At 70.0% G+C, this 19,142-nt stretch carries 20 protein-coding genes; 14 read left to right on the forward strand and 6 right to left on the reverse strand.

Going from position 1 to position 19,142, the window contains the following annotated elements; translation table 11 throughout:
* From ilvN to ACYVGI_RS04935, 3 genes are all read left to right on the forward strand, one after another.
* Complete coding sequence (ilvN, locus tag ACYVGI_RS04925; protein ID WP_055892785.1) at positions 1-510, forward strand: acetolactate synthase small subunit; 510 nt, start codon at positions 1-3, stop codon at positions 508-510.
* Between the two features lie 40 nt (positions 511-550).
* Positions 551-1,579: a ketol-acid reductoisomerase gene (ilvC, locus tag ACYVGI_RS04930; RefSeq protein ID WP_085370264.1), complete on the forward strand. Its 1,029-nt coding sequence runs from the start codon at positions 551-553 to the stop codon at positions 1,577-1,579.
* Between the two features lie 122 nt (positions 1,580-1,701).
* Positions 1,702-2,430, forward strand: coding sequence for a copper homeostasis protein CutC (locus ACYVGI_RS04935; protein ID WP_460631555.1), 729 nt, complete (start codon positions 1,702-1,704; stop codon positions 2,428-2,430).
* Positions 2,431-2,492: 62 nt separating this feature from the next.
* Here the strand turns inward: ACYVGI_RS04935 and ACYVGI_RS04940 are convergent, their stop codons facing one another.
* Positions 2,493-2,954 carry an anthrone oxygenase family protein gene (locus tag ACYVGI_RS04940; RefSeq protein WP_460631556.1) on the reverse strand — a complete coding sequence of 154 codons (462 nt, stop codon included), beginning with the start codon at positions 2,952-2,954 and terminating at the stop codon, positions 2,493-2,495.
* A 57-nt stretch (positions 2,955-3,011) separates the two neighbouring features.
* Between ACYVGI_RS04940 and ACYVGI_RS04945 the strand changes: the two genes are divergently transcribed.
* The gene (locus ACYVGI_RS04945) at positions 3,012-3,701 is read left to right on the forward strand and encodes a TetR/AcrR family transcriptional regulator (RefSeq protein ID WP_460631557.1); all 690 of its coding nucleotides are present in this window, start codon (positions 3,012-3,014) and stop codon (positions 3,699-3,701) included.
* Between the two features lie 10 nt (positions 3,702-3,711).
* On the opposite strand, the gene ACYVGI_RS04950 is transcribed toward ACYVGI_RS04945, so the two are convergent.
* Genes ACYVGI_RS04950 through ACYVGI_RS04960 form a run of 3 tightly spaced genes read right to left on the reverse strand, consistent with a single transcriptional unit; the run spans position 3,712 to position 5,470 of the window.
* Entirely contained in the window at positions 3,712-4,101 is a 390-nt protein-coding gene (locus ACYVGI_RS04950) for a DoxX family protein (protein WP_460631558.1), read from the reverse strand.
* On the reverse strand, positions 4,098-5,138 hold the full coding sequence (locus ACYVGI_RS04955) for a hypothetical protein (protein ID WP_460631559.1): 1,041 nt from the start codon (positions 5,136-5,138) through the stop codon (positions 4,098-4,100). The genes ACYVGI_RS04950 and ACYVGI_RS04955 overlap by 4 nt, the downstream gene beginning before the upstream one ends.
* Entirely contained in the window at positions 5,135-5,470 is a 336-nt protein-coding gene (locus ACYVGI_RS04960) for a PadR family transcriptional regulator (protein ID WP_460631560.1), read from the reverse strand. Before ACYVGI_RS04960 ends, ACYVGI_RS04955 begins: the two co-directional genes overlap by 4 nt.
* A 165-nt stretch (positions 5,471-5,635) precedes the next feature.
* Here ACYVGI_RS04960 and serA point away from each other — a divergent pair, with 165 nt between their 5' ends.
* The 3 genes from serA (at position 5,636) to ACYVGI_RS04975 (ending at position 9,173) form a co-directional block, all read left to right on the forward strand.
* Positions 5,636-7,225 (forward strand): phosphoglycerate dehydrogenase, encoded by a 1,590-nt coding sequence (gene serA / locus ACYVGI_RS04965; RefSeq protein WP_460631561.1) that lies wholly within the window; start codon positions 5,636-5,638, stop codon positions 7,223-7,225.
* 309 nt (positions 7,226-7,534) lie between these two features.
* A complete protein-coding gene (locus ACYVGI_RS04970) occupies positions 7,535-7,900 on the forward strand; it encodes a YciI family protein (protein ID WP_460631562.1) in 366 nt (121 codons plus the stop codon).
* Positions 7,901-7,934: 34 nt separating this feature from the next.
* Positions 7,935-9,173 carry an RNA polymerase sigma factor gene (locus ACYVGI_RS04975; protein ID WP_460631563.1) on the forward strand — a complete coding sequence of 413 codons (1,239 nt, stop codon included), beginning with the start codon at positions 7,935-7,937 and terminating at the stop codon, positions 9,171-9,173.
* Between the two features lie 10 nt (positions 9,174-9,183).
* Here ACYVGI_RS04975 and ACYVGI_RS04980 read toward each other — a convergent pair whose 3' ends face one another.
* The gene (locus ACYVGI_RS04980; RefSeq protein WP_460631564.1) at positions 9,184-9,735 is read right to left on the reverse strand and encodes a TetR/AcrR family transcriptional regulator; all 552 of its coding nucleotides are present in this window, start codon (positions 9,733-9,735) and stop codon (positions 9,184-9,186) included.
* Positions 9,736-9,794: 59 nt separating this feature from the next.
* Here ACYVGI_RS04980 and ACYVGI_RS04985 point away from each other — a divergent pair, with 59 nt between their 5' ends.
* From ACYVGI_RS04985 to ACYVGI_RS04995, 3 genes are all read left to right on the forward strand, one after another.
* Entirely contained in the window at positions 9,795-11,327 is a 1,533-nt protein-coding gene (locus ACYVGI_RS04985; protein ID WP_460631565.1) for an MFS transporter, read from the forward strand.
* A 127-nt stretch (positions 11,328-11,454) separates the two neighbouring features.
* Complete coding sequence (locus ACYVGI_RS04990; protein ID WP_460631566.1) at positions 11,455-12,522, forward strand: 3-isopropylmalate dehydrogenase; 1,068 nt, start codon at positions 11,455-11,457, stop codon at positions 12,520-12,522.
* A 38-nt stretch (positions 12,523-12,560) separates the two neighbouring features.
* Positions 12,561-13,691, forward strand: a complete 1,131-nt coding sequence (locus tag ACYVGI_RS04995) for a branched-chain amino acid aminotransferase (protein ID WP_460631567.1) — start codon at positions 12,561-12,563, stop codon at positions 13,689-13,691.
* Between the two features lie 59 nt (positions 13,692-13,750).
* On the opposite strand, the gene ACYVGI_RS05000 is transcribed toward ACYVGI_RS04995, so the two are convergent.
* Complete coding sequence (locus tag ACYVGI_RS05000; protein WP_460631568.1) at positions 13,751-14,854, reverse strand: aminotransferase class V-fold PLP-dependent enzyme; 1,104 nt, start codon at positions 14,852-14,854, stop codon at positions 13,751-13,753.
* A gap of 80 nt (positions 14,855-14,934) precedes the next feature.
* Between ACYVGI_RS05000 and ACYVGI_RS05005 the strand changes: the two genes are divergently transcribed.
* Genes ACYVGI_RS05005 through gltX form a run of 4 tightly spaced genes read left to right on the forward strand, consistent with a single transcriptional unit; the run spans position 14,935 to position 19,134 of the window.
* Entirely contained in the window at positions 14,935-15,879 is a 945-nt protein-coding gene (locus ACYVGI_RS05005) for a LysR family transcriptional regulator (RefSeq protein ID WP_460631569.1), read from the forward strand.
* Positions 15,876-16,817, forward strand: coding sequence for a ketopantoate reductase family protein (locus ACYVGI_RS05010; RefSeq protein ID WP_460631570.1), 942 nt, complete (start codon positions 15,876-15,878; stop codon positions 16,815-16,817). The genes ACYVGI_RS05005 and ACYVGI_RS05010 overlap by 4 nt, the downstream gene beginning before the upstream one ends.
* A gap of 19 nt (positions 16,818-16,836) precedes the next feature.
* Complete coding sequence (locus tag ACYVGI_RS05015; RefSeq protein WP_460631571.1) at positions 16,837-17,604, forward strand: fumarylacetoacetate hydrolase family protein; 768 nt, start codon at positions 16,837-16,839, stop codon at positions 17,602-17,604.
* 12 nt (positions 17,605-17,616) lie between these two features.
* Positions 17,617-19,134: a glutamate--tRNA ligase gene (gltX, locus tag ACYVGI_RS05020; RefSeq protein ID WP_460631572.1), complete on the forward strand. Its 1,518-nt coding sequence runs from the start codon at positions 17,617-17,619 to the stop codon at positions 19,132-19,134.
* Positions 19,135-19,142: the final 8 nt, after the last annotated feature.

The raw sequence follows: 19,142 nt of genomic DNA on the forward strand, positions 1-19,142 counted from the left end.
ATGAGCACGCACGTTCTGAGCCTCCTCGTCGAGGACAAGCCGGGTCTGCTGACCCGCGTCGCAGGTCTGTTCGCCCGCCGCGGCTTCAACATCGAGTCCCTGGCGGTCGGTACGAGCGAGGTCGACGGCCTCTCCCGCATCACCGTCGTGGTGGACGTGGAAGACCTCCCGCTCGAGCAGGTCACCAAGCAGCTCAACAAGCTGATCAACGTCATCAAGATCGTGGAGCTCGACCCTGCGCAGTCCGTGCAGCGCGAGCACCTGCTGATCAAGGTGCGCGTCGACAACACCACCCGCTCGCAGGTGCTCGAAGCCGTCAACCTGTTCCGCGCCCGCGTCGTCGACGTGGCGACGGACGCCCTCGTGATCGAGGTCACGGGCGACAGCGGCAAGACCCAGGCGCTGCTCAAGGTGCTCGAACCGTACGGGATCAAGGAGATGGCGCAGTCCGGCCTCCTCGCGATCGGGCGCGGCTCGAAGTCCATCACCGAGCGCGTCTTCAAGAACTAACCGTTTTCTGCAGAACCACACGAACAAGGAGAATCCACCAGTGGCTGAGATCTACTACGACAACGATGCTGACCTGTCGATCATCCAGGGCAAGAAGGTCGCCGTCATCGGCTACGGCTCGCAGGGTCACGCGCACGCGCAGAACCTCCGCGACTCCGGCGTCGAGGTCGTCATCGGGCTCAAGGAGGGCTCGAAGTCGAAGCCGAAGGCCGAAGAGGCCGGCTTCCAGGTCCTGAGCGCCGCCGACGCGGCGAAGTGGGCAGACGTCATCGTCATCCTCGCGCCGGACCAGGTGCAGCGCCACCTGTACGCCGACGACATCCAGCCGAACCTCGAAGAGGGCAACGCTCTCGTCTTCGGCCACGGCTTCAACATCCGCTTCGGCTACATCGAGGCGCCTGAGGGCGTCGACGTCATCATGGTCGCCCCCAAGGGACCGGGCCACACCGTGCGTCGCGAGTACGAGGCCGGCCGCGGCGTGCCCGTGATCGTCGCCGTCGAGAAGGACGCCACCGGCAACGCGTGGCCCCTCGTCCTCAGCTACGCCAAGGGCATCGGCGGCCTTCGCGCCGGCGGCATCAAGACCACCTTCACCGAGGAGACCGAGACCGACCTGTTCGGCGAGCAGGCCGTGCTCTGCGGCGGTGTCTCGCAGCTCGTCCAGTACGGCTTCGAGACCCTGACCGAGGCGGGCTACCAGCCGCAGGTCGCCTACTTCGAGGTGCTGCACGAGCTCAAGCTCATCGTGGACCTGATGTGGGAGGGCGGCATCGCCAAGCAGCGCTGGAGCGTGTCGGACACCGCTGAGTACGGCGACTACGTCTCCGGCCCGCGCGTCATCGACCCGCACGTCAAGGAGAACATGCAGGCCGTTCTCGCCGACATCCAGTCCGGCGCGTTCGCCGAGCGTTTCATCGCCGACCAGGACGCGGGAGCTCCCGAGTTCCTCGCGCTCCGCAAGAAGGGCGAGCAGCACCCGATCGAGGCCACCGGCCGCGAGCTGCGCAAGCTGTTCGCCTGGAACGCCTCCAACGACGACGACTACGTGGACGGCGAGGTCGCCCGCTGATCGTCGCCTGAGCGACCGACTGGCTAGTCTGGAGAGGTGCCGCTTCCGCCCGCGCGGAGGTCGGCACCTCTTCTGTTTTCCTGTTCCGCCGTTCGCGTCGGCTTCATCCTTTCGGAGGTTCCGTGTCCCGTCGACTCGCCGTCGAGATCGCTGTCCAGGACAGGGCGGGCGTGCGCGTCGCCCTCGAGGCGGGAGCGGACCGCATCGAACTGTGCTCCGCGCTCGGCGTCGGCGGCCTCACCCCGTCGGCCGCCCTCATCCAGGCGGCGGTCGAGGAGGCCGCGACGGCGGCACGCGACGGTTTCGTGCACGTCCTCGTCCGGCCGCGCGCCGGTGGATTCGTCTACGACGCGGACGAGGTGGGGCTCGTGGTGGCCGACATCCGGTTCGCCAGGGAGGCAGGCGCATCCGGAGTCGTGGTGGGTGCGCTCGACGGGATCGGCGCCGTCGACACCGACGCCGTCGCGCGCTTCGTCGAGGCGGCGGGCGACCTCGACGTGACCTTCCACCGCGCCATCGACATCGTTCCCGACCCACTCGCGGCGCTCGACGCGCTCGCGTCGCTCGGCGTGCGCCGCATCCTGACCTCTGGCGGAGCCTCGCGCAGCGTCGACGGCGTCGGGATGCTCGCCGCCCTCAGCGCGGAGTCGGCCGGGCGCGTGCAGATCATGGCAGGCGGGGGAGTGAGCGTCGCCGACATCGCCGCCATCGCGGTGACAGGCGTGGATGCGGTCCACCTCTCGGCGCGCACCACCGTCACGGGCTCGCCGTCCGGCCCTGGCGGCGGCGAGGCGTCGTACGACGTCACGGACGCGGCCGTCGTGCGCGAGGCGATCGCGGCCGCGGGCTGAACCTCGCGGCTGCTCGTCACGACGGAAAGCCGACGCGCGTCATGGTGGAGAGCTGAAGCGGGTCAGGCGGAGGATACGACCGCGGCGACGGCGAGCAGCGTCAGCGCGGCGACTCCCGGTACGACGCGCAGCAGGTGGAACGAGACCCAGCGGTCCCGGCGCTCCCGCCAGTCGGCGGGCAGGGAGTCGACGGTCCAGGTCTCGATGGTCTTCACGATGGGAACCTCGATCGTCATCGTGACGACGAGCGTGAGCGCGAGCAGGACGAACGCGGTGCCCGCCAGGATCAGAGTCACCGGTTGCCCGAACGCCGCCACCGCGACGACCGCGAGAGTGGACAGCAGGGCGAGCGGCATGAGCAGTGTCATGACGGGCGCCAGGTTGGCGCTCAACCGACGGACGAGCGGCAGGAAGACGGCGGGCTCCAAGGTCGCGATGGTGCGGGTCAGCGCGATCCACGGCCCCCAGTAGACGCCGACGACCAGGGCGACGAGCACGATGCTGACCACGATGAGGACGGACACGGGACTCCTTCACTATTTACAGTCACAGTATAAATCGTGTTGCTGTAAAATAATCGCGTGAGTGATCGAACTGTGGTCTGGGAGCCGGACGAAGCGGGGGAGAGGCTCGGCCTGCGCGAGCGGAAGAAGCGCCGGATGCGCCGCCTGCTCTCCGACACGGCCACCGAACTGTTCGTCGAGCGCGGTTTCGACGCCGTCCAGGTCGCGGAGATCGCCAGGGTCTGCGGTGTCTCGGAGAAGACGGTCTTCAACTACTTCCCCAGCAAAGAGGCCCTGCTGCTCGACCGCGGCGACGCCACCAGTGCCGGGCTCAGGCGCGCCATGGACGACCGCACGACACCCGCCGCGACGGCGGTCGCGGCCATGCTCGACGACGAGCTCGGGCGTCTGGCGGCCTGGATCGACGCGCAACCCGATGCGCGCGAGGCGTACAGGAAGACCGCCAGGTTCGGCGACCTGATCGCCGAGACCGCGTCGCTGCGCGCGCACCAACGCGAACAGCTCGACACGCTGGTGGTCGAGGCGAGCGGGCTGCTCGCGCGTCGCTACGGCTACGCCGACGGCGACCCGGAACCGCGGGTCACGGCGGTGGCGCTGATCGGCCTGGTGGAGATCCAGGCGCTCGCGCTGCGTCGCGAGCTCGCGGCGGGAATCCCGGCCGCGCACGTGCGGGCGGCGGTCGCGGCCGACGTCGGACGCGCATCCAGGGTCGTCGCGGCGGCCGAAGCCACGCTCGCCGCGCGCTGAGGCAGGCGTGTCAGAGCGTGCAGAACACGCACAGCGCGATGAGCAGCACCTGCAGCAGCAGGCGCGGCACGAGCGGCGTTCCGAACGCGCCGAACCGGTCGGGGTGACGCGCAGCGTACGCATTGGCGGGGAACACCGCCACCAGGAACACCACGAGGCAGACCGCCGCCGCGACACGGGTTGCAGGGATCAGCAGCCCGATGCCGCCCGCCAGCTCGCACACGCCCGTGAAGGCGACGAGCGCCTTCGGCGAGAGTGCGCCCTTCCAGCGCATCCGGGGTGGGATCATCGCCGCCATGCCGCGTGCGGGGCCGGGAACGAAGTGCAGCACCCCCATCCCGACGAAGACGCAGGCGAGTGCGATCCGCACGACGAGCTGGGCGATGTCGAAGGCGGTCACGCCTCCCAGTCTGCACTGTCCAGCGGGCTGCCGGATGCACGGACCCTGCGCAGGCGGCGGCGGTGGGCCAGGATCGCACCGCCCGCGACGAGCGCCACGACGACGGCCGCGCCGCCGAACGAGATCAGCGCATTGACCCCCGGGGAGCCCGCCTTCGCGACCAGCAGCGTTCCGGCGAGCATGGCGAACAGCACACCGGCCACACAGGCGTATGCGGACGCGGCCCGGGGAGTCCGCCGGCGGAGGATCATCGCGAAGACCAGCAGTGCGGCGATCACGACGCCGAGGCTGCGCTCGTCACGCCACAGCCCGGAATCGGACAGTTCACGGAAACCCGTCCGCGCGAAATCCTGGACGGCGATGATGACGAGCGCGACGACCGTCACACCGAAGGAGGTGAGGCCGACCGAGCGCGCAGCAAGCGGGGCCCTGCCGATGGCGCCGACGATCGCGAGAGCGCCGAGGAACACCAGCGTCGCGGGTGCGGGCAGGAAGGCGACAGTGATCGTCTCCCCGGCACGTGGTCCGGACAGGTGGCCGCTGAACGCCGAGGCGGTCACCGGGTAGAGGAGCGTGGAAGCCAGTGCCGCCGCACAGAGAGCCACCCTCGCCGTGCGATCCCAGCGGAAGGCCGCGAGCACGAACGCGACCAGCCAGACGGCATAGACGATGGCGCCGGGCGACAGAGCGGCCCCGAACGCGGGCAGGCCGTACTCCGCGGGATCAGGGCGATCGAACGGCCCGAACTCGTAGGCGACGAGGAAGAACAGCGAGAACCCGGCGCCGAGCCCGACCGCCGCAGCGCGAGCGGCCCTCCTGCCATCGGCGGGGACGACCGTGACCGCCGCGATGGCGCGCTCCCGCATCCCGTGGATGCGCAGGTCGGTGAGCTCGCCGGGCGCCGGGTGCGCGCGCTCCTCGTCTGCAGCGCGCTCCAGCAGGGTGCCGAGCATCGCGTCGCCGTTGGCCGCTCGCCAGACAGGGGGGTACCAGCGGAGGGCGCTTCTGTACCGCGTCTCCAGTGCGGTGCGGATCACGACAGGGCCGCCCGCCGCCGGTGCGCCAGGCGTTCGCGTGCGCTCGCCGCTCGTGCCTCCAGCCGTCCGGCTTCCTCGGCGAGCAGAGCTGCGCCCTCGTCGGTCAGCCGGAAGTACCGCCGCAGGCGTCCGTCGACCACCTCTTCGCTGTCGCGGCCGACCAGGCCGTCGCCGCTCAGGCGTTCGAGCGCGGAGTAGAGCGTGCCGACGTTGAGGGTGATCCTGCCCGCGGAGAGTTCCCGAGCATCCTTGATGATCCCGTAGCCGTGTTTTCGTCCGCCCGCCAGGGCGGCGAGCACGAAGAAGGTCGGCTCCCGCAGTTCGTTCGTCATGCCGCCGAACATAGTACGACCGTCGATATATAGCAACGCGGACAGTATGCGTAACGCGGCGAAAGGCACCACCGCGCAGCCGGTAGAGTTGAGGCGATCCGCGCCCCGATGACCTGTGGCGCTTTCTCCCAAGCCAGCCTCTGCAACTCTGTAAGGAACTGCCACGTGACAAAGCCGGTCGTGCTGATCGCCGAAGAACTTTCGCCCGCCACCGTCGACGCCCTCGGGCCTGACTTCGACATCCGCAGCGTGGACGGCACCGACCGCCCTGCGCTGCTCTCGGCCGTGGCGGACGCCGACGCCATCCTGGTGCGGTCCGCGACCAAGGTCGACGCCGAGGTCATCGGCGCCGCCCCCAGGCTTCGTGTCGTCGCCCGCGCGGGCGTCGGGCTCGACAACGTCGACATCAAGTCGGCGACCAACGCCGGCGTCATGGTCGTGAACGCCCCGACCTCCAACATCATCTCGGCCGCCGAGCTCACCGTCGGCCACATCCTGAGCCTCGCCCGCCACATCCCCGCCGCGCACAACGCGCTCGCCCAGGGGCAGTGGAAGCGGTCGAAGTACACCGGAACCGAGGTCTACGAGAAGACCGTCGGCATCATCGGGCTCGGACGCATCGGCGCGCTCATCACGGCCCGCCTGCAGGCGTTCGGCACCAAGGTGATCGCGTTCGACCCGTACGTCACCTCGGCGCGCGCCCAGCAGCTCGGCGTGCAGCTCGTCACGCTCGACGAGCTCCTCGCCGAGGCCGACTTCATCACCATCCACATGCCGAAGACGCCAGAGACCACCGGCATGATCAGCGACGACCAGCTCGCGCTGATGAAGCCGACCGCGTTCATCGTCAACGTGGCCCGCGGCGGACTCATCGACGAGGACGCGCTCTACCGTGCCCTCTCCACCAAGTCCATCGCCGGCGCGGGGCTCGACGTGTTCGTCACAGAGCCGCCCACCGATTCGCCGCTGCTCGCGCTCGAGAACGTCGTCGTCACCCCGCACCTCGGCGCATCCACCGATGAGGCGCAGGAGAAGGCCGGCGTCTCCGTGGCCAAGTCGGTGCGGCTCGCGCTGTCCGGCGAGCTGGTCCCGGATGCGGTCAACGTCGCGGGAGGCGTCATCGACCCGTACGTGCGCCCTGGCATCCCGCTGGTCGAGAAGCTCGGCCAGGTGTTCTCCGGTCTCGCGCACAGCCCGCTCACCAGCGTGGACGTGGAGGTGCGCGGCGAGCTCGTCGACTACGACGTCAGCGTCCTCAAGCTCGCGGCGCTGAAGGGCATCTTCACCAATGTCGTCAGCGAGACCGTCTCCTACGTGAACGCTCCGCTGCTCGCCGACCAGCGCGGCATCGAGGTGCGCCTCATCACCGACTCGGTCAGCGAGGAGTACCGCAACCTGATCACCCTGCGCGGCGCGCTCAGCGACGGCTCGCAGGTGTCGGTGTCCGGCACGCTCACCGGCACGAAGCAGATCGAGAAGGTCGTCGAGATCAACGGCTACGACGTCGAGGTCCCGATCGCCGAGCACCTCATTGTGATGGTCTACGACGACCGCCCCGGCATCGTCGCCGTCTACGGCCAGGAGTTCGGCGAGGCCGACATCAACATCGCCGGGATGCAGATCGCCCGCACGTCCGCCGGAGGCAAGGCGCTCAGCGTGCTCACGGTCGACTCGCGCATCCCGGAGGGTCTGCTCGAGAAGGTCAAGGTCGCGATCGACGCCGACCTGATGCAGGAGATCGACATCACCGAGTGACCCGACCTGCGCTCCGTCCGAACGGAGATCCCGGCCGCCACGCCGCCGGTTTCTCCGTCCGGACGGAGTTTCGTGCATCCGGGGCCGATTTCTCCTTCCGGATGCAGGCGACGAGAGGCCGCGCGCGGCTACGTTCGGCAGGAGGTTCCGCGGGCGACGGCCGTATTCTCCGTCCGGAAGGAGGAAACGGCGGCGTGTCGCCCGCAATCTCCTTCGAAAAAAGTCCCAGGCTGTCGATTTCCGCGGTTGACTGACGTCGTAGTGGTGTTCACATCCGCTGCGCGCGAGCGCGAGAAACAAGGAGACATCATGTCGGAGGAATACGTCGTACTCATCAGGGAACCGAACTGGGACCCGGCCTCGATGACAGAGGAGCAGTGGGAGGCCGGGATGGCCGGCCACCGCGCGTTCCAGGATGCGGTGATCGCTGCCGGCGAGAAGGTCCTCGCCTCGAACGCCCTGCAGCCCGTCAGCGCGGCCACCAAGATCACCCCGCAGGAGGGCGGCGCCCCGCTGTTCACCGACGGCCCGTTCGGGGAGACCCGCGAGGTGGTCACCGGGTTCTACGGCTTCACCGCTGCCACGCCGGAACAGGCGAAGGAGCTCGCGGCGCTCGTGCCGACGGACGGCTGGATCGAGCTGTACCCCGTGCTGGTGCTCGACAGGGTCAACTGATTGTGCCGGTGGTCGCAGCTTGTTTGAATGGGCTGTGACCACCGCCATCGAGCGCGCCTTCCGCACCGACGCCCCGCGAATCCTGGGCGCGGTCGCCCGCACCGTTGGCGACCTCCTGATCGCGGAGGACGCCGTGCAGGAGGCGTTCGCCCGCGCGGTCGCGGAAGCGGCTGCCGGGCGCGAACCGGACAACCCCGCCGCGTGGATCACCACGGTCGCCAAGCGCATCGCCGTCGACACGCGACGCCGGGAGAGCACGGCGGCGCGCGCCGCACCCATGCTCGCCGCGGAGGCGGCCCGCGCGGCCGACCGGCAGGCGGAGATCGACATGCAGGCGAACGAGGTGTTCACCGGGGACGAGCGTCTGGAGCTCATCCTCCTGGTCTGCCACCCCGAGGTGGCGGAGGAGACGCGCGTCGCGCTCGCGCTGCGGTTCGTCTGCGACGTGCCGACGGCGCAGGTGGCCGAGGTGTTCCTGGTGCAGGAGGCGACGATGGCCGCCAGGCTCACGCGGGCGAAGAAGCGCATCCACGACTCGCGGCTCCGGTTCAGGGCGGGCGACGACGCCGACCTCGCCGCCAGGCTGCCGGATGCGCTCACCACGATCTACCTGCTGTACACGGTCAGTCACGCCAGAGCGGACGGGCGCCTGCGCACCGCTGCCATCGAACTGGCCAGGGATGCGTACCGCCTCCGCCAGGAGGACGACGAAGCCGCCGGGCTTCTCGCGCTGCTGCTCCTCACCGAGGCGCGGCAGACCACCCGCCTGTCCGATGCCGACGAGTTCGTCACGCTCGCCGAGGCGGACCGCTCGCTCTGGAACGCGGCGCTGCTGGCGGAGGGGGAGCGGCTCGCCACGGTCGCCCTGACCACGGCGGCGCCTGGTGGGCCCGGCCGGTTCGCGTTGCAGGCCGGCATTGCGGGGCTGCACGGTCTGGCACCGACCTGGGATGCGACGGACTGGCCGGCCATCGCGCGACTCTACGACGGTCTGGTGCTGCGCTGGCCGTCCGCCGCCGCCCAGCTCGGGCGCGCCGTGGCGCGCGGGTACAGCCCCGATGTCGGACCGGAGGCGGCGCTGGCGGGGCTGGACGCGCATTCCGAGCTGTTCGACGGCGTGGTCGCGGCGCAGGCTCTCGCCGTGCGCGCCGATCTGCTGCGGCTGGCGGTGGATGCGCGGGCAGGGGAGGCGTACGCGCTCGCGGTCGAAGCCGCTCAGGATGCGCGGGTGCGGCGGTTCCTGGAGAAGCAGCGCGACGCGCTCGGCCGCTGACCGGCCGCCGTCAGCTCGCGGCGGAGTCCGCCAGGCGCTTCACCAGCTCGATCACCCTGTCCATATCCGTCTCGCTGCGGAGCACGGCGTTCGTGTCGGGGAGCAGAGCGGTGTTGTAGTACATCCCGTCGCCGATCAGCATGATGACCCGGGCCACCAGCGGGTCGCCGACCGCTGACTCCAGGATCTCCAGCCAGGAGCGCTGCATGGACGACAGCGCATCCCGAGCCCGGCTGTCGGCGCTCTGGGCGAGGCGCGCGACGGCGACGATGGAGCGTTCCAGGTCGTTGTCGGTGGGGACGGAGGTGCGGATGAAGTAGGCGACGGGGCCTTCTGGCGCCACCCGCATCCGTTCGAGGTCGGCGTCGACGTGGGAGCCCAGCCGGTCGAGGACGCCGTCGACCATCGCGTCTTTGGAGGCGAAGTGGTAGAGGAGGCCGCCCTTGGAGACGCCGGCGCGTGCGGCGACCGCGTCGAGGGTCGCTGCGCGTTCGCTCTGCTCTCCGAGCAGTTCTTCGAAGGCGTCGAGGATGCGATCGCGGGCGGAGGGGGTGTCTGCCATGACGCCATCGTAGTCGCTCGGGGTTGAAAACTGTACCGTCCAGACGGTACAGTAAATGCATGTCCACCACGACTCCCACTACGCCGACGCCCACCGCCGCCCCGCGCGCCGGTGCGCGCCAATGGGTGGCGCTCGCGGTCCTCATGCTTCCCGTGCTGCTCGTCTCCGTCGACAACACGGTGCTCAGCTTCGCGCTTCCCGCCATCTCCCAGGCCCTCGAACCGAGCGGCACGGGGATGCTCTGGATCATCGACGCGTACCCACTGGTGCTCGCGGGCCTCCTCGTGTCGATGGGCAGCCTCGGTGACCGCATCGGCCGTCGCAAACTGCTCATGATCGGCGCAACCGGGTTCGCGCTCGTCTCCGTGGGCGCGGCCTTCGCGCCCACCACGGAACTCCTCATCGCGGCCCGCGCGAGCCTCGGCTTCTTCGGCGCCATGCTCATGCCGTCCACGCTTTCGCTGCTGCGCAGCACCTTCGTCGACCGCGAGCAGCGTCGCATGGCCATCGCCGTGTGGGCCTCCGGGTTCGCCGCGGGCTCCGCCCTCGGGCCGATCGTCGGCGGCATCCTGATCCAGCACTTCTGGTGGGGGTCGGTGTTCCTGCTTGCCGTGCCGGTGCTCATCCCGCTGCTGGTGCTCACGCCGCTGCTCGTCCGCGAGTCGCGCGACCCGAACCCCGGGCCGATCGACGTGCCGAGCATCCTGCTCTCGCTGCTGACGATGGCTCCCATCGTCTACGGCATCAAGTCGCTCGCATCGGACGGCGTCTCCGTCGCCGGGGTGCTCGCGATCCTCATCGGACTCGTCGCCGGGTGGCTGTTCGTGCGCAGGCAGTTGCGGCGGCCCATCCCGATGCTCGACATGCGGCTGTTCCGGCGCGGGCCGTTCAGCGGCGCGGTGCTGATCAATCTGCTCAGCGTCGTCTCCCTCGTCGGCTACCTGTTCTTCGTGTCGCAGCACCTGCAGCTCGTGCTCGGACTCAGCCCGATCGACGCCGGCCTGGTGCTGATTCCCGGGCTCGCGACCATGATCGTGGCCGGTCTCGTTGTCGTTCCGATCGCCAGGCGCGTGCGTCCGGCCATCGTGGTGCCCGTGGCGCTGCTGATCTCGGCGGGCGGCTACCTGCTGGTCGCGCTGACCGGAGGCGGCGCGCAGACCGGCGTGCTCATCCTGTCGTTCGTGATGCTCGGCCTCGGCATCGGCGCGGCGGAGACCGTGTCGAACGAGCTCATCCTGTCGAGCGCGCCGGCGGAGAAGGCCGGAGCGGCGTCGGCGGTGTCCGAGACGGCGTACGAGCTGGGCGCTGTGCTCGGCACGGCGACGCTCGGTACGATCCTCACCGCGTCGTACCGTTCCGGCGTCGTGCTCCCGGACGGGCTGACGACCGCGCAGGCCCACGCGGCGGGGGAGACCCTGGGCGGGGCGACCACCGTGGCCGGTCAGCTTCCAGCCGACCTCGGCGAGCAGCTGCTCGCCTCCGCGCGGGCTGCGTTCGACTCCGGCGTCGCCCTCACCGCGGGGATCGGCGTCGCCCTCATGGTGGCCGCCGCCGTGCTCGCCGTCGTCTCCCTGCGCACAGTGCGTGGCTGACCGCCGCCCGGCCGCGCATCCAGTGGTCCCGGATTGCCGTACGCCCATGGATGCGCGCGGCGCGTCGGGACCACTCGCCGGCCGGTAATGTGGTGATGGTCCGCCCGCAACGAACCGCAGGAGTGCCATGTCCGAGTCCGTCCCGTCCGCCGTCAAGCTCGCCGTCATCCCCGGGGACGGCATCGGACCGGAGGTCGTCGCCGAGGCGGTCAAAGTCCTGGACGCGGTCACGGCCGGAACCGGGCTCACGTTCCAGAAGACCGCGTTCTCGCTCGGCGCGCAGCGCTACCTCGACACAGGGGACGTGCTCACCGACGCCGACCTGGATGCGATCAAGCAGCACGACGCGATCCTGCTCGGCGCGGTCGGCGGGGTGCCAGGCGACCCGCGCCTGGCGGGCGCGAACATCGAGCGCGGCCTGTTGCTGAAGCTCCGCTTCACCCTCGACCACTACGTCAACCTGCGACCGACCACGCTGTTCCCCGGCATCGCCAGCCCGCTGGCGAACCCCGGCGACGTCGACTTCGTCGTCGTGCGCGAGGGAACGGAGGGCCCGTACGTCGGCAACGGCGGCGCCATCCGGGTCGGGACCCCGCACGAGGTGGCCAACGAGGTCTCCGTGAACACCGCATACGGCGTCGAGCGCGTCGTCCGCTACGCCTTCGAGCAGGCGGAGCAGCGGAGCAAGCGGCTCACCCTGGTGCACAAGACCAACGTGCTCACCTTCGCCGGGTCGCTGTGGAAACGGATCGTGGATGCGGTCGCCTCCGAACATCCCGAGGTCGCCGTCGACTACCTGCACGTCGATGCCGCCACGATCTTCCTCGTCACGAACCCTGCTAGATTTGACGTGATCGTCACAGACAACCTCTTCGGCGACATCCTCACCGATCTCGCGGCCGCAATCAGCGGCGGCATCGGACTGGCGGCCTCGGGCAACATCAACCCTGCAGGCGAATTCCCCAGCATGTTCGAGCCGGTTCACGGATCGGCCCCCGACATCGCAGGCCAGCAGAAGGCCGACCCCACCGCTGCGATCCTCTCCGTGGCACTCCTGCTCCGTCACCTCGGACGGACGGAGCTCGCGGAGCGTGTCGAGCAGGCGGTGACCGCCGACCTCGCCAGCCGCGGCACAGCGTCCCGCGCCACCGCCGAAATCGGCGACGCGATCGCCGCCGCCGTGGCGCAGAATTAGTTCATCCGCTTCGAACGAGCGCAGCGCAAAGGATTCTCATGACATCTTCGACCAGCATCACCCTCACGGGCGCCCCGACCCCCAGCGGACTCGCGTTCGCCGTCACACGCAACGAGGAAGCGCGCAGCGCAGCCGAGCGTGAGGAGATCCTGGCGAACCCGGGCTTCGGCAACTACTTCACCGACCACATGGTCGACCTGTGCTGGTCGGTCAAGGGCGGGTGGCACCGGCCGCGGGTCTCGCCGTACGGCCCGATCCAGCTCGAGCCGTCTGCGGCCGTCCTGCACTACGCGCAGGAGATCTTCGAGGGCCTGAAGGCGTACCGCCACGAGGACGGGTCCGTGTGGACCTTCCGCCCGGAGGCGAACGCGGCCAGGATGCAGCGCTCGGCCTACCGCCTCGCCCTGCCGGAGCTGCCGGTGGAGTACTTCCTCGACTCGCTCAAGCAGCTCATCGCCCTCGACGGCGACTGGGTGCCGAGCGCACCGGAGACGAGCCTCTACCTGCGCCCGTTCATGTTCGCCAAGGAGGCGTTCCTCGGGGTGCGACCGGCCAACAAGGTGGCGTACTACCTGATCGCGAGCCCGGCAGGCGCTTACTTCTCCGGCGGCGTGAACCCGGTCTCGATCTGGCTCTCCGACCACTGGTCCCGCGCGGGCAAGGGCGGAACGGGTGCGGCGAAGACCGGAGGCAACTACGCATCCAGCCTGCTGCCCCAGGCCGAGGCGGCGGAGCACGGTTGCGCTCAGGTGCTGTTCCTCGACTCGGTGGAGGGGAAGTACCTCGAAGAGCTCGGCGGGATGAACGTGGTGCTGGTCTACAAAGACGGCACCCTGGTCACCCCCGAGTCGGACAGCATCCTCGAGGGCATCACACTCGAATCGGTGCTGCAGCTGGCCCGTGACCGCGGCCACACGGTCGAGCAGCGCAAGGTGACGATCGACGAGTGGCGCGTCGGCGTCGAATCCGGCGACATCGTCGAGGTGTTCGCGTGCGGCACGGCCGCGGTGATCACCCCGATCGGCGAGCTCAAGTCCGACACCTTCACGGTCGGCGACATCACGGCGCCCCCGGGGGAGCTGACGATGTCGCTGCGCCAGGAGCTCACGGACATCCAGTACGGCCGCGCGAAGGACCGTCACAACTGGATGATGCGACTCGACGCCTGAGCCGCATCCCGAGCGTTTCATCTGCCCCGGTCCTGTTGCAGGACCGGGGCAGCAATTTTTCAAGCCAGGCGTGTCGACGCACAAGGTCGTCGCGTAGCGAGCGCGTCGCAGACGCGTCCGACGTCGTCGGGCGTGTTCCAGAGGTGAAAGGCCACCCTGGCGCGCCCGGCGCGTCCGGACGCGCGCATCCCGGAGGCGGTGATGGCCGCGAGGTCGGAGCCGTCCGCATCCGGCCAGGTGACGATGGACTGGCCGAGCGCAGGAAGGCCGAGACGTTCGCAGAGGGCGTCGCCCAGGGCGGTGGTGTGATCGTGAACGGCGGAGGGGTCGAGATCGGCGAAGAACGCGAGCGCCGCCGCCGTGCCAGGCCAGACCGGCCAGGCGGGGGAGACGTCGAAGCGCCGGGCGTCGGTCGCCAGGCGCATCGCCGGGCCGTAGCAGGACGCCCACGGGTCGTTCCCGGCGAACCACCCTGCCTGCGCAGGGCGCAGTTCGTCGAGCATCCGGTCGCCGACGGTGAGGAATGCCGAACCGCGTGGCGCGCAGAGCCACTTGTATGCGTGGCAGGCGGTGACATCGAAGCGGGAGGCGTCCACGGGCAGCCATCCCGCCGCCTGGGTGAGGTCGGCGAAGGTCAGCGCGCCGTGGCGGGCGGCTGCCTCGCAGATCGCGTCGGCGTCTGCGACGGCGCCCGTCGCCGACTGCACGAGCGAGAACGCCACAAGCCAGGTGCGCGGGCCGATCGCGTCCGCGAGCCTTTCGAGGGGAGCGTGGACGACGGTGACCCCTCGGTGCGCCTGCGCGAGGAACGGGAAGACCATCGAGGTGAAGTCGCCGTCGACGCAGACCACCTCCGCGTCGTCGGGGACAGACGCCGCGACGAGAGCGGCGAGCACGGAGACCTGAGACCCGATCGCCACCCGTGAGGAGGGGACGCCGACGATGCGTCCGAACGACGCGCGCGCGAGCTCGACCGCATCGCCGTAGGCGGCTGGTGTCGCCTCTCCGCTCTCCCAGTCGTCCAGCTCGTCACGGGATGCGCGGAGCGTCGCCAGCAGCGGAAGGCCCTGAGTGCAGGCGGCAAGGTAGCCGTCGACCGGCGCGAAGGCCGCCCGGGCGGCGGCGAGCTGTTCGGTCGCGGCGGGTGCGGCGTGTGCGGGCATGGGTCCAGCGTGACGGCCTCGAAACCATTCGAGAAGAGCAGGTGTTGAATCGCATCCATCACCTGTGGTTATGTGTCCGTGTGTCCCTCGACGACCTCGACTCCCACAGCCTGCGCGTGGTCCGCGCCATCGCCGATCACGGCTCGATCACCCGGGCGGCCGACGCGCTCGGCTACAGCCAGCCCGCGATCAGCCAGCACCTCCGGCGGCTGGAGGCGAGGCTCGGGATGCCCGTGGTCACGCGGGCGGGACGAGGGGTCAGGCTGACAGAGGCCGGGCGGGTGCTCGCCCGGCACGCCACCACGGTGACCACGGCACTGGATGCGGCGGCGGGCGAACTCGCCGACCTGCACGGCCTGCGCTCCGGCCGCGTGCGTCTGGCGGCCTTCCCATCGGCGTCGTCGACCATCGTGCCGCGTCTGCTGCGCACGATGAAGGCCGCGCATCCCGGTGTGACGATCACGTACACGGAGGCGGAGCCGCCGGAGGCCGTCGCCGCCGTGCGCGCGCAGACCGCCGACCTCGCAATCACCTTCGGATACCCGGGCGACAGGGTCGACCCGCACAGGGAGAGTGCGCGCGGGCTGGCCGTCGTGCCGGTGTGGCGCGACGAGATGCTGCTCGTCCTTCCCGCAGGGCACAGGCTCGCCGACGCGGAAGCGATCGACCTCGCCGACCTCGCCGGAGAGTCATGGATCGCGGGCTGCCCGCGCTGCCGCGGCCACCTGCTCGAGCTGACGGACGCGCGCGACTTCGTGCCGAGGATCGCCTACGAGACCGACAACTTCGTGGCAGTGGTGAGCATGGTGGCCGAGGGAGTGGGTGTCGCGCTCATTCCGTCGCTCGCCGTCGGCTCGGCCGGCCGCAACGAGGGCGTCGTGGTTCGGCCGACCGTCAACCACGACCATCGCACGATCAACCTGGTCGGTGCGGCGGGGGCGGACGCGGTGCCCGCCATCGCGACCACCGCGTCCGCACTGCTGGGGCTCGACGGCGCCGCGTGGTCGCTAGCATCGGTGTCATGAGCACCGAGCAGCCCGCTGAGCAGCGTTCCGAGAAGGGCGGGGACCAGCGCCCCGTCGTCGCCGTCGTCGGGCCGGGGGCCGTCGGCGGGCTCCTGGCTTGGCTGCTGCACCGCGCGGGCACCGACGTGGTCGCCGTCGGACGCCCGGCGACCGTCGCCGCCATCGAGCGCGACGGGATCGAGGTGCGCGGCGAGGGCGGGGGCACGGAGTTCGCGGACGAGCGGTTCGGCACCGGTGCCGAGCGGGTGCGGGCGAGCGTCGACGTGCCGGAGGGTGCGAGCGTCATCCTCGCGACGAAGACCTACGGGCTGGACGACGTGCTGCCCGGCATCGTCGCCGCCCGGCCCGCCGAGGTGCTGTCGCTGCTGAACGGCGTCGAGCACATGACGCCGCTCCGGGAGGCGCTGCCCGGCGTGCCCGTGGCAGGCGGGGCCATCGCAGTGTCTGCTCTGCGCGCATCCACGTCGGTCATCGATCTGCGGAGCCCGTTCGTACGCATCGAGGTGCCGGAGGCTGCGGCGGGGTTCGCGACGGTCTCCGCGCTGACCGGGGCCGGCCCGGCCGTGCGCGTGCGCGGGACAGAGGGCGAGGTGCTGTGGGGCAAGTACCGGATGCTGGCCTCGATCGCGCTGCTCACCTCGTACTGGCGGCAGCCGGTCGCCGCGGCGCTCAGCGAGGACCCGGAGCTCACCGAGGCGCTGCTGAGCGAGGTGGTGGCGTGCTCGAACGCATCCGGAGTGCCAGCATCCACGTTGCAGTTGGTCGAGGTCCTGTCCAGCGTGCCAGGCGGGATGCGCACCTCGCTGCAGGAGGATCTGGCGGCGGGAGCACCCAACGAGCTCGACGCCCTCGGCGGCGCGCTGCTGCGGATCGGAGCTGCGAACGGCATCCCGACCCCCGCGGTCGAGCGGATCGTGGGCGCGCTGACGGTGGCATGACGGCAGTAGGCTCGGAAGCGTGAAAATCGCACGCTTCAGCCACGAAGGCGCCATCGACTACGGAATCGTCGACGAGGACGCGCTCGTCGTCCTCGCAGGAGACCCGATGTTCGCCGGGTTCGACACGACGGGCGAGCGGGTGCCGCTCAGCAAGGTGGGCGCGCTGCTCGCCCCTGTCATCCCGCGCTCCAAGGTGGTCGCCGTCGGCAAGAACTACCGGGACCACGCCGCGGAGATGGGCGGAGACGCGCCGGAGGAGCCGCTCCTGTTCCTCAAGCCGAACACCGCCGTGATCGGTCTGGGCGACGCGATCGTGCTGCCGCCGCAGTCGCAGCAGGTCGACTTCGAAGGCGAGCTCGCCGTGGTGATCGGGAAGATCGCGCGCAACGTCTCCGCCGAGGACGCGCACGAGTACATCTTCGGCTACACGGTCGCCAACGATGTGACCGCCCGCGATCTGCAGAAGAGCGACGGCCAGTGGACGCGCGCCAAGGGCTTCGACACCTTCTGCCCGCTCGGCCCGGTGATCGAGACCGAGCTGAAGCCGGACGCCTACCTGCGCACCCGTGTGAACGGCGAGCTGAAGCAGGATGCGACGATCGCGGACATGGTGCACGACATCCCCTCGATCGTCGAGTACGCGTCGAGCGTGTTCACGCTGCTGCCGGGAGATGTGATCCTCACCGGGACGCCGGCGGGGATCGGCCCGATCGTCGCCGGGGACACCGTGGAGGTGGAGATCGAAGGCGTCGGCTCCCTCGTGAATCCGGTGCGTGCCGCCAAGTAGGATTGGGGGAGTATGTCTGACTCCAACTCGCACCCGTTCTCCACGGCCACCGGCTCCGACGTCCGCGTCCGGTTCTGCCCGTCGCCGACCGGCACGCCGCACGTCGGCCTCATCCGCACCGCCCTGTTCAACTGGGCGTATGCGCGGCACACCGGCGGCAAGCTCATCTTCCGCATCGAAGACACGGATGCGGCCCGCGACAGCGAGGAGAGCTTCGGCCAGATCATCGAGGCGCTCACCTGGCTGAAGCTCGACTGGGACGAGGGCGTGAACGTCGGGGGTCCGGACGGGCCGTACCGGCAGTCGGAGCGCTACGACATCTACCGCGACGTGATCGAGAAGCTGAAGGCGTCCGGCCACATCTACGAGAGCTTCGCCACCGGCGAGGAGATCGAGGCGCGCAACGTCTCGCTCGGCCGCGACCCCAAGCTCGGCTACGACAACTTCGAGCGCGAGCTCACGGATGCGCAGAAAGACGCCTACCGGGCGGAGGGCCGCGCACCGGCGCTGCGACTCCGGGTGCCGGACACCGACCTCAGCTTCGACGACCTGGTGCGCGGCGAGATCACCTTCCCGGCCGGATCGTTCAGCGACTTCGTGGTCGTGCGTCCCAACGGCCACCCGCTGTACCCGTTCGTGAACCCGGTGGACGACGCGCTGATGGGCGTCACCCACGTGCTGCGCGGCGAGGATCTGCTGTCATCGACGCCGCGCCAGATCGCGCTGTACCACGCGCTGATCGAGGCGGGCATCACCACGTTCGTGCCGCGCTTCGGCCACCTGCCGTACGTGATGGGCGAGGGCAACAAGAAGCTCTCCAAGCGCGACCCGGAGTCCAACCTGTTCCACCACCGCGACCGCGGGTTCATTCCGGAAGGGCTCGTCAACTACCTGGCGCTGCTCGGCTGGTCGCTCACCCACGACCGCGACGTGTTCTCGATCGACGAGATGGTCGCGGCGTTCGACGTCGTCGACGTCAACCCCAACCCCGCCCGGTTCGACCAGAAGAAGGCCGAGTCGATCAACGGCGACCACATCCGGCTGCTGGAGGTCTCCGACTTCGCAGAGCGGACCATCCCGTACCTGGTGGCCGCCGGCATCCTCACGGAGCCGCTGAGCGACGCGCAGCGGGCGATCCTGGCCGAGGCGGCGCCGCTCGTGCAGGAGCGCGTGCAGTTGCTCGGAGAGACACCGGGGATGCTCGGCTTCCTCTTCACCGACGCCGCGTCGCTGACGATCGAGGAGGATGCGCGCGACTCGCTGCCAGCGAACGCCGGTGAGGTGCTCGCCGCATCCCTCGGGGCGCTCGAACTCGTGCCGGAGTCCGAGTGGACGCACGAGGCCGTCGAGGCCGCGCTGCGGGATGCGCTGATCGAGGGACTCGGGCTCAAGCCGCGTGTCGCGTTCGGTCCGCTGCGCGTCGGAATCTCCGGCCGCCGCATCTCGCCTCCGCTGTTCGAGTCGATGGAGATCCTCGGCAAGGCCGAGAGCATCGCCCGGCTCGACAGACTCTCCGCCAGCCTCGGATAGGCGCGGGT

The organism is Leifsonia lichenia (assembly GCF_054780215.1).